The following is a 10077-nucleotide window of genomic DNA, read 5'->3' as shown; positions in this document are numbered from 1 at the left end:
TATTTCTTATTAACAACAGAACATCCGGACAACATGATGCATGCAGAAAATGGAGGTGAAATATGATTGCGCCTAAACACAGCACGCCTTTAAAAAATCACGTCTGGGCACTCGCCATTTTAAATGCCGCAGATGGATTGCTGACGTTTTTTGGAATCACATCCGGCTTTATCACCGAAGCCAATCCATTATTGAGTTCGTTCTCTCCTAGTGTTATTTTGGCAATCAAGGTCCTGCTTTCGCTATGCCTTTCCGGGTTTCTATTCACGCCATTCGTTGCCATTCAATCGCGCCTCTGGCGGTACTTCTTCATTTCTGCAAATACGCTGTACTCGCTCATTTTGCTGCTTCATATTTTTTGGCTCTCGCTTCTTGCCATATAAAGCTTAGACTCATTGGAAAACGAAAAAGCCGGAAACCCCCACAGAAGTTCGGGTGTTTTCCGGCTCTTTCTTTTCTCGTATTAAGTTCTGTCAGACTAAATGCTTTTCCATCCAACCGGCAATTTGCTCGAGGCGCACGAAGCGCAGGTTCGGTTTGCCGGTGCGCGACAAATTATGGTCGGCCTCCGGGAAACGGATAAACTCGGTTTCTTTGCCCAGGCTTTTGAGCGTGACATACAATTGTTCCGATTGTTCAATCGGGCAGCGGTAGTCATTTTCCGAATGCAAAATCAATAATGGCGTCTCCACATCCGCCGCGTATTTCAACGGAGAATGGTCCCATAATTTATTGACGTCCCCCATATCCGCACCGATCTGCCAAGGGCTGAAATAATAGCCGATATCCGAAACACCGAAAAATGAGACCCAGTTCGAAATCGAGCGCTGTGTGACAGCCGCTTTAAAACGGTTTGATCGGCTGACAATCCAATTTGTCATAAATCCGCCGTAGCTTCCACCTGTCACGCCCAAGCGCTCGGTGTCGATCCACGGGTTTTCCGAAATGACGGATTCCAGCGATTTCATGATGTCTTCGTAGTCGCCACCGCCATAGTCGCCGCGCACGGCGTCGACAAATTCCTGGCTATAGCCATGGCTGCCGCGTGGGTTGACATACAGCACGCCGAATCCGCGGGCTGCGAGCAGCTGCATTTCGTGGACAAACGTATTGGCGTACATCGCATGCGGCCCACCGTGGATATTGACGACGAGCGGGTATTTTTCGCCTTCGGCAAAGCCGCGCGGTTTCATCAGCCAGCCGTGGACAGGCCATCCATCTGCCCCTTCCGCAACGATTGATTCGGGCATCGCCAATTCCGTTTCCTCCAAATAAGAGTTGTTGAAAGCGGTCAAAGCTTCACGTTCACCAGTGGCGATCGTCAGTTTGTACAATTCCCCTGGATTGACCGGATTGCTGATTGCTGCAACTGCGAATTCGCCGCTGCGGTCCACATCAAAGCCATATACATGTTCCATTTCAGGGGACGCCGGATAGACCGCTCCATCAAGGGAAGCGAAATATAGCCGTACATCGCCCATCGTCGACACCTGGAAATATAAATGATCATCTTTCGTCCAGACAACTGCTGGTGCTGCAGCGCCTTGTTGATGGTCGGCCACGACGTAATCGCCGACCGGTGCGTCGATGCCTTCTGTCAGGCACATGCTGGTCTTCGAGGCGATGTCGTAGACGGACACCTCCGTATGTGTCGCGTTTTCGAATTGGCGGGTGCTGCTGATATAGGCAAGCTTTGCGTCGTCGAACGAGAAAGCGGCTCCATCGAAAGAGCCGTCTCCATCAGCCACTGCCGTTTCCACCTCAGATTCGATGTCATATAAATAAAGCGGCTGGTGGAACACGAAATCGAGATTCTCTTCCCGCACCACGCCATATGCCAATTTCGAGCCGTCATGCGAAACAGCTTCCAAATTATAATGGAACTTGCCAGAAGTTAATTGCACAATATTTTTCGATTCAACATCGATTGAACCGATTTGGCGATGCTCATCCTGGGGCACCAAACCCATGCCATCCATCTTGTATTTCATGTTGCTGACAAATACCGGCTCCGGATGCTTCTTGCTGTCTTTTCCGTCTTCCTTGTCCTCTTTATCGGTAAATGACTTGCCGTCTTTCACCATTGCATCAAACCAGATTTTATTGCCGCAAGGCGACCAGCGGAATGAATTGACGCCTTTTTCGAATTCGGTCAGCGCACGTGCCTCTCCGCCTGTCGCTGGCATTACATAGAGCTGGTTTTTATCGTCTCTTGTTGATAAAAAAGCAAGCATTTCTCCGTTTTCCGACCAAGCGGGCGACGATACGCGTTCTTGGCCGTGCGTCCATTGCGTGATTTTCCCGCTTGCCAAGTCGCCAAGGAAAAGATGCGCCACATACGTATTGTTTTCCTCATCCATCTCTGTACGGACAAATAACAGCTGCGTGCCATCCGGCGAGATATGCGGGTCGGTCACCGATGCCAATTGCGTTAAGTCTTTTATTTCAACTGCCTTTTTCATATGTAAAATCCCCCTGTCGATTTATTTCGAAAAACGTAATAGTTGCTCTTCTACTATAAGTAAAAATGTCAGTCTTTTCAATCAAACCGATACTGCTGTGTTCTGGACAATAAAAAAAAAGCGGCCCGGGCTGAATTGGCCCGGACCGCTTGAATCGTTATTTGCTCATTGCTTGGTCTTTCAGCGAACGGCGAAGAATTTTGCCGGTCGTGTTTTTCGGCAACTCTTCAAGGATTTCAAAATGGCGCGGCACTTTGTATTTCGCCAAATGTTCGGCGCAATAAGCTTCAAGGTCCGCTGGCGTCAGTGAAGCGTCTTTCAGTACAACATAAGCGTTGACGCTTTCGCCGAAATTCGGATCCGGCAAACCGACAACTGCCGCTTCTACAATGCCCGGATGCGCGAACAGCACTTCTTCAACTTCGCGCGGATAGACGTTAAAGCCGCCGACAATAATCATGTCTTTTTTGCGGTCGACAATATAAAAATAACCTTCTTCGTCCACTTTTGCTAGATCACCAGTGTAAAGCCAGCCATCGCGCAGCGCGGCAGCCGTTTCTTCCGGCAGCTTGTAATAGCCTTTCATGACGTTCGGGCCGCGGACGATCAATTCCCCTACTTCTCCTACAGGCACTTCTTCGCCAAGTTCATTGACCACTTTGTTTTCGACGTTGACGATCGATGTGCCGATCGAGCCTGCTTTGCGGTCGCGGTCAATCGGGTTGAAGCACGTGACTGGTGAAGCTTCCGACAAGCCGTAGCCTTCGGACACACCCACTTGGAATTTGTCCTCGAAATTATGCAGCAGCGCTACCGGCAAGGCAGAACCGCCGGAAATCGCTAAGCGCACCGTCGCAAAGTCTTCGGTTTTCGCTTGCGGGTATTGGTACATGAAATTGTACATAGTCGGCACGCCGGCAAATACAGTCGCGCGCTGCGATTTGATCGTTTCGAATACTTCCGCGGGGTTGAAGCGCGGCACCAAGATGATGGTGGCGCCGATCAATAGCGGTGCGTTGACGACAACCGTTAACGCAAAAACATGGAATACCGGCAATGTCGCAACGATGCGGTCGTCAGCATTCATTTGCAGGTAATCGCCGATATCACGCGCATTCGAGTAAAGATTTTCGTGCGTCAGCATTGCGCCTTTCGGTTTCCCAGTCGTGCCGGATGTATAAAGGATGACGGCTACATCATCGCCTTGCAACTCGGCGGAACCTTCGAATGCCGGAGAGGCCATCAAGAGCTGGGTGAACGAATGTACTTTCGGTTTGACCGCATCCGGCAATTGAGCCATTTTCTCGGCCGCGGATGGGTCGGTTTCGCAGATGATATACGCTTCAACCGACGGCAGCGCTCCATGCGCTTTTTCAACCAGTGGCAACAATGCATCAAGTGCGATGACTGCCTTGGCATCACTGTCTTTTATGATGTAAGCGATTTCATCTGGCGTGTAGATAGGGTTGATCGGCACAGCTGTTGCGCCTACCCGCATCGTTGCGTATAAGGCAATCATGAAATGCGGTGTGTTGCTCAGCAAGAATCCTACATGGTCCCCTTTTCGGATCCCAAGCGATTGGAGCGCGCCTGCGAATTTCGCGACCGACCCGTCAAATTCTTGGTACGATGTATCTTTCCCCATAAAGTGATACGCGGTTTTACCCGGATTTTGCAGTGAGATTTCATGGACGCTCTTCACTAAATTCATTTCCCATCCCTCTTTCATGTTGAATGAATCCTCATTCATTATTGACGCTGTTTTCATTATAAAAGAAATCTTCAGACAATACAACAAGCATCGTAAAATTTACGATGCTCGAAGATGTTCGATATAACGCCAGCGGATCAAGAAAAAATAGAGGATTTGTGCAATCGTGAAGCCGCTCAGCACAAACACCATTTCACCGAGAATCGACAATTCCGCAAATTCATCCCATACCACCTGCAGCGAAATGAAGGCGAACGTGCTATGCAGCAGCGCAACTCCCCACGGCAGGAAAAATTGCGGCATAAGCTGCCGGTTGACGATTTTGCCGAGTTCTTTTTCCGTCATGCCGAGCCTCACCAACAGCGAATATTGCCTGCGGTCCCGCTCCAGCCCAGTGTACAATTTAAAATAAATGAAACTGCCCGCAGCCAGCAAGAAGACTGCAGCTACCATCACGCCGATGAACAGCAGGATGGCGAATGACGATTTAAACAGGCGGTAATCTTCCCCTGGATTGACGAAGAAGAAATTCAAATCACGGAAATCCTCCTGCACAACTGCTTGCTGCATGATGCCGGTCAATTCCTTGCCCACGCTGACCGTTTCCTCCCAGTCCGGGATATCAAACGCATAATACGTGAACGTCGATTCCCCGTCGCCGAAACCGGCCAGCGGTTCATCAATCGCGGCATAATCAGAGTCGTTGACGACTATGCTGTTAAAGTTCACAGTATTGACCGGAAACATGACATGGGGATAAACTTCGTCAATTGATAAATCGATGTCGCTTTCCATCAGCCTTGTTTCCACGCTGACTTCGCCCAATTCCTCCAGCGATTCTTGCGAATAAGGAATGAAAATCCCTTCCCCGCGCACCGGGTCAACCGGATCAAAACCGAGCGTCAACGCCAAGCGGTTAAAATCGGATGCCCGCACGATATCGACGTCATTGCCTGATAGCGTCGAGGTTTGGCGCTTCACGATCAGCGGCACCATATCGTATTCCAGCTCTTTGCCTTCCAATTGGGAAATGAGCCGGTCTACATGCTCCCGCTCCTCGCTATTGCCATTAAATGAAATGTAGATGAGGCCGAGCGGATTTGATTCGCGGAAATCACCTGTATAGGACATGAACGAAGCAAGCGTTCCAACGGTCAGGAAAGCGACGGTCGAAACGATTGTTACGATAAAGAACATCTGGGCGCTGTCTTTCAACTTGACCGAGGCTTCAGCAATCGCCACCAGCCGGGTCTTATGCCAATACACCCCTCGCCGGCGCTTATAAAGCTGCAGCAGCGAATGGATGGAATGCGTGAAGAAAAGATAGGTTCCGAGCGTCGCAATCGGCGGGATGATGAACGCCATCGTGTAGACTGTGCTGTCCGATACCATCGCAGCAAGGGCGTAGGCGATGGCCAGCAAAACAAAACCAAGCGCTGACAGCCATTTGGAACTTTGCGTGATTTCCTCCGTTTTCCAATAGCCCTGCAGCAGATCCAATATGCCTTTCGTCCGCACAAAAGCGACACTGACGAAAGAAATGATGATGAACAGGCTGGCAAATGCACCGATCGTCAAAGCGAACGGCTTCCACGACACGTAAAGAGGCAGCGCTTCAAGCTCCATGATTTCACGGCCAATCATAAAGAAGAACTTGGAAAATGCGAAGCCCAATGCGATTCCCGCAACCGTTGAAACCGTGCCGAGAATCATCGTTTCAAAAAAGATCAATTTATTGAGCTGCTTTTTTGTCATTCCCAGGTGCATCAGGATGCCGAACTCTTTTGAACGCGCCTGCAAAAATGCGCTCATCGAATAAAACAGGAAAAACAGCGTAAAGATGTAAAGCACCACTTCCGCGATGAACATGCCGCGCACCGCGAGCTGCTGCAGGCCATCTTCTGCGAACAGCGGATGGAAGATGAACATGGAATAAACGAAAAACACCATGACCGAAAAGACGCTTGCTAAGAAAAACGCAGCGTAGCTTCGGCGGTTGCGGAATACATTACGGTAGGCGAGCTGCCGAAAGGTCATTCACGTTCCCTCCCAGCAAGGATAAGACATTAAGGATTTTCTGATAGAATGTTTGGCGGCGCTCGTCGCTGTAGATTTCATTGAAAAACTCGCCATCTTTGATGAACAGCACGCGGTCGCAATAACTCGCCGCGATCGGATCGTGGGTGACCATGACGATAGTCGCACCGCTTTCTTCGCTGACACTTTTCAATAATTCCAGCACGTCGCGCGACGCTTTCGAATCGAGGTTGCCGGTCGGTTCATCGGCCAGAATAAGCGAAGGATGATGGATAAGCGCCCTGCCGATGGCGGTCCGCTGCGCTTCGCCGCCGGAAATTTCGTTCGGGCGCTTGTGAAGAATCGATTCAAGGCCGAGTTTCCGCGCCAACTCCAAGACGCGCCGAGCCATTTCATCGGTCGGCACATAGTCGAGCGTCAGCGGCAGCACCATATTCTCTTCGACAGTCAGCATCTGCAGCAAATTAAAATCCTGGAAGATAAAGCCCAGTTTATGGCGCCTGAAAAGCGCAAGCTCATTTTTGTCCAAACCGTGCGGATCGACCCCGTCGATGAGGATTTCCCCCGCAGTCAGCGTATCAATTGTCGAAATCAAGTTCAGCAGCGTCGTCTTGCCGCTCCCCGAAGGTCCCATGACGGCCAGAAACTCACCTTTTTCCACTTCAAAGCTCAGTTGATTGAGCGCGCGGTGCGTCACTTTCCCTTCGTACACTTTCGTCACTTCTTCGATTTTCAATAACGGCATTGTCATTTCCCCCTGTTGCGGAATCCTGGTTGCGGAATAATATGGACACCGCCGTTCCTTCACCGATGGATGAATCGATCATCAGCTGATGCCCGAGTTTTTTGCATACTTCGTTTGCCAAATACAAACCCATACCTGTCGATTCACCTGTCTTGCGCCCATTTTCACCTGTAAAAAAGGCTTTCGTGACGCGCGGCAAATCCGACGCGGGAATCCCGATCCCTTCATCGCGTATCGTCAACAACGCACTTTCATCGACGCAATCCGCTTTGATATACACTTTTTTGTCCTTTTCGAACGTGTATTTCAAGGCGTTCGTCAGCAGCTGGCCCAAGATGAACTTCATCCATTTGCGATCGGTCGCCACGATGTACTTGTCGTCGACATCGATTTCCGGGTAGACCCGTTTCGAAATGAACAGCCGCTTGTTTTCATTGACGATTTCGGCAACGATGCTGCGCAGCTGCACTTGTTCAATGTGCATATCTTCCTCGAATGTATCGAGGCGTGCATTCATCAATACCGTATCCAGCCCGGCCTTTAGCCGGTCCACTTCTTCACGGACGCTGTTCTTGTCCAATTCCTCCGGCTCTTGCAGCAATAATTGCATCACCGACAACGGCGTTTTCATCTGGTGCACCCATTGGTTCATGAATTGCAGATGGCGTTTTTGCGAAGCATAAAGCGCCTGTGCCTCGTTTTGGTAAAGATGGTAGATTTCCTGCATGTATTTCTCGCTTTGCAGTTGCTCCGGTGATTTCCCGTCGCGCTGCAGCGCGTGTTCCATCCGGTCTGGCACCGCTAAAATCTTTTGGTAAAAGCGGTAGCGTTTTGAAAAGCGGGTTGCCAGGAAAACGGCCACGAGCAACGTGCTGATTACGAATGAGTAAATCGCTGTATCAACATTCCGGAATCCGTCAAGCCAATAAAGCGCCATGATGAACGCGACCAAAGCGGCTTGGAAGACGATGAACGCCGCATGCTCTTTAAAGAACAGCCGCAGCATTACAATTCCTCCTCGTCGATCAGCAAACGGTAGCCCGATCCGCGGACGGTTTCAATCATTGACTTGACGCCATAATCCGCCAGTTTTTTCCGTACGCGTGTCATATTGACATTTAAGGTATTTTCATCGACAAACGCCTGGTCATCCCATAATTCTTCCAGCAGCTGTTCGCGCGTCACCACTTTCGGATATTGCGCGAGCAGCAGCTCCATGATGGTGCATTCTTTTTTCTGCAGCGGAATGATATCGTTTTTGACATGAAGCTCCATGCGCTCAAGAAACAAAACGATGCGTCCGGCTTTTACCGAACGTTCTTCCTGTTTCGGAGCGTATTCGCCGTAAGCTCTCCGCAAATGGCTCTTTATTTTTGCAAGGACGATTTCGTAATGAAAAGGTTTCGTGATGAAATCATCGCCGCCATTTTCAAGTGCAAAAACCTGATCCATTTCCCCAGACCTCGCCGATATGAAAAGGATTGGGCAAGTAGACTGCTGGCGCAGCTGCCTGCACCAATAATAGCCGTCATAGGAAGGCAAGTTGATATCCAGCAAGACCATATGGGGATCAAAAGCTTCGAATTCTTCAAGGATCCGATCGAAATCCTGCGCAGTTTCCACTTCGTAATGGTATTTGCGCAGCGTTTCCGCCAGCAATGCCGCGATTTTCAAATCGTCTTCCACTATAAAAATCCGTTGTGCTGCCATAATGATTCCCCCTTTCGTTTTCTTTCAATTTTAACAAAAGAGCCTGCTCAATAGCAGGCTCTTCATCAATTCTTAATAAATTAATTTCAGGAACTCTTCTTTTGTGATGCCCCCAAGGTATTTTGGAATATCAAAACCATTGATGGCTTCATCAAGCGAAGCGCGCTCGTATTTGATGCCCGTGATTGCGTTTTCGATCTCCGAAACATCGCCGACACCGAAAAAATCGCCGAAAATGCTGGCGTCCTGCACAACTCCGTTCTCGACTTGCAGCCGGACGTCTATGCCGCCGACCGGAAAGCGATGAGAATGCTTGATGTTGAACTTCGGTGATTTGCCGTAATTCCAATCCCAGTTGCCGTAGCGTTCTTTCGAAATTTCACGGATGCCGGCCCAGTCCTGCTCCGTCAATTCGTAATAGCGGACATTTTCTTCACCGTCGAAAATCGAATGCAGGATGGCTGAACGGAATTCCGTTACCGACATCGGCGCTTCCAGGAACTCGGAAATATTCGCAACGCGGCTGCGGATGGATTTGATGCCTTTCGACTCTATTTTCTCTTTGCTGACTTTCAACGCGGAAACGACTGCTTCCACCTCTGTATCAAACAGCAGCGTGCCGTGGCTGTACATTCTGCCTTTTGTGGAAAACTGCGCATTGCCGGAAATCTTGCGGCCTTCCGCCATCAAATCGTTGCGTCCCGATAATTCCGCATTGACGCCTAATCCTTGCAGCGCCTGTACCACCGGCTCTGTGAATTTGCGGAAATTGCGGAAGCTTTCGCCGTCATCAACCGTGATGAAGCTATAATTCAAATTGCCGTGGTCATGGTACACCGCCCCGCCGCCTGAAAGCCGGCGCACGACATGGATGCCATTGGAATCGACATAATCGGTATTGATTTCTTCTGCAGTGTTCTGGTTTTTACCGATGATGATGGATGGTTCGTTGATATAGAACAGCAAGAACGGATCTTGTTCAACATCCATTGTTTTCAATAAATATTCTTCAATCGCTAAGTTGATTCGGGGATCTGTAATGCCTTTATTGTCTACGAAATACATGATTTCTCTCCTTTAAATGCTATGCTTCTTCTATTTTAACGGATTTTTGAAAATAATTCACTGTTTAGGGTTGACGTATCTCAACTGTTATAATACAATTCATTTAACAACAACAGTACTATAACAAAAGGAGCTGGAGATAATGATTGAAAACGTAGTCGAATTTTTCAAGAATCTGCCCCCTAAACAATGTACAACTTGTGGAGAAAAAATTGATGAGCAGCACGAATGCTACGGCAGCAAATGCGATTCCTGCAATAATTTATAAAACGGTTTGAAAAGAGCGATCGAGAATTTCTCGATCGCTCTTTTTTTGTGCAAAAATAAACAGCCGCCGGCAAGGTGCC

General features: G+C 49.2%; 9 protein-coding genes. 2 read left to right on the top strand and 7 right to left on the bottom strand.

Annotation, left to right across the window (positions count from 1 at the left end; translation table 11 throughout):
* Positions 1–62 precede the first annotated feature (62 nt).
* A complete protein-coding gene (locus QMA09_RS11530; protein WP_290213224.1) occupies positions 63–383 on the top strand; it encodes a DUF5658 family protein in 321 nt (106 codons plus the stop codon).
* A 90-nt stretch (positions 384–473) separates the two neighbouring features.
* Here the strand turns inward: QMA09_RS11530 and QMA09_RS11525 are convergent, their stop codons facing one another.
* From QMA09_RS11525 to lplA, 7 genes are all read right to left on the bottom strand, one after another.
* Positions 474–2462: a S9 family peptidase gene (locus QMA09_RS11525; RefSeq protein ID WP_290213223.1), complete on the bottom strand. Its 1989-nt coding sequence runs from the start codon at positions 2460–2462 to the stop codon at positions 474–476.
* A gap of 157 nt (positions 2463–2619) precedes the next feature.
* Complete coding sequence (locus tag QMA09_RS11520; RefSeq protein WP_290213222.1) at positions 2620–4173, bottom strand: fatty acid--CoA ligase family protein; 1554 nt, start codon at positions 4171–4173, stop codon at positions 2620–2622.
* Positions 4174–4272: 99 nt separating this feature from the next.
* On the bottom strand, positions 4273–6210 hold the full coding sequence (locus tag QMA09_RS11515) for an FtsX-like permease family protein (protein ID WP_290213221.1): 1938 nt from the start codon (positions 6208–6210) through the stop codon (positions 4273–4275).
* Positions 6182–6955: an ABC transporter ATP-binding protein gene (locus QMA09_RS11510; RefSeq protein WP_290213220.1), complete on the bottom strand. Its 774-nt coding sequence runs from the start codon at positions 6953–6955 to the stop codon at positions 6182–6184. The genes QMA09_RS11515 and QMA09_RS11510 overlap by 29 nt, the downstream gene beginning before the upstream one ends.
* The gene (locus tag QMA09_RS11505; RefSeq protein WP_290213219.1) at positions 6873–7961 is read right to left on the bottom strand and encodes a sensor histidine kinase; all 1089 of its coding nucleotides are present in this window, start codon (positions 7959–7961) and stop codon (positions 6873–6875) included. The genes QMA09_RS11510 and QMA09_RS11505 overlap by 83 nt, the downstream gene beginning before the upstream one ends.
* Entirely contained in the window at positions 7961–8665 is a 705-nt protein-coding gene (locus tag QMA09_RS11500; protein WP_135501009.1) for a response regulator transcription factor, read from the bottom strand. Before QMA09_RS11500 ends, QMA09_RS11505 begins: the two co-directional genes overlap by 1 nt.
* A 72-nt stretch (positions 8666–8737) precedes the next feature.
* Positions 8738–9730 carry a lipoate--protein ligase gene (gene lplA, locus QMA09_RS11495; protein ID WP_290213218.1) on the bottom strand — a complete coding sequence of 331 codons (993 nt, stop codon included), beginning with the start codon at positions 9728–9730 and terminating at the stop codon, positions 8738–8740.
* A 142-nt stretch (positions 9731–9872) separates the two neighbouring features.
* Between lplA and yhfH the strand changes: the two genes are divergently transcribed.
* Entirely contained in the window at positions 9873–9998 is a 126-nt protein-coding gene (gene yhfH, locus QMA09_RS11490; protein ID WP_135501005.1) for a protein YhfH, read from the top strand.
* Positions 9999–10077: the final 79 nt, after the last annotated feature.

The organism is Planococcus sp. APC 3906 (genome assembly GCF_030407685.1).
In the GTDB taxonomy this organism is placed as follows: Bacteria; Bacillota; Bacilli; order Bacillales_A; family Planococcaceae; genus Planococcus; species Planococcus koreensis.
The sequence above is the reverse complement of the archived record's forward strand: the minus strand, read 5'-3'. Positions and strand labels throughout refer to the sequence as shown.

Bases quoted from the DNA above. Each gene is read 5' to 3' on its own strand.
- QMA09_RS11520 (WP_290213222.1), bottom strand. From the start codon at position 4,173: ATGAATTTAGTGAAGAGCGTCCATGAAATCTCACTGCAAAATCCGGGT.
- QMA09_RS11500 (WP_135501009.1), bottom strand. From the start codon at position 8,665: ATGGCAGCACAACGGATTTTTATAGTGGAAGACGATTTGAAAATCGCG.
- QMA09_RS11510 (WP_290213220.1), bottom strand. From the start codon at position 6,955: ATGCCGTTATTGAAAATCGAAGAAGTGACGAAAGTGTACGAAGGGAAA.
- lplA (WP_290213218.1), bottom strand. From the start codon at position 9,730: ATGTATTTCGTAGACAATAAAGGCATTACAGATCCCCGAATCAACTTA.
- yhfH (WP_135501005.1), top strand. From the start codon at position 9,873: ATGATTGAAAACGTAGTCGAATTTTTCAAGAATCTGCCCCCTAAACAA.
- QMA09_RS11525 (WP_290213223.1), bottom strand. From the start codon at position 2,462: ATGAAAAAGGCAGTTGAAATAAAAGACTTAACGCAATTGGCATCGGTG.
- QMA09_RS11530 (WP_290213224.1), top strand. From the start codon at position 63: ATGATTGCGCCTAAACACAGCACGCCTTTAAAAAATCACGTCTGGGCA.
- QMA09_RS11515 (WP_290213221.1), bottom strand. From the start codon at position 6,210: ATGACCTTTCGGCAGCTCGCCTACCGTAATGTATTCCGCAACCGCCGA.
- QMA09_RS11505 (WP_290213219.1), bottom strand. From the start codon at position 7,961: ATGCTGCGGCTGTTCTTTAAAGAGCATGCGGCGTTCATCGTCTTCCAA.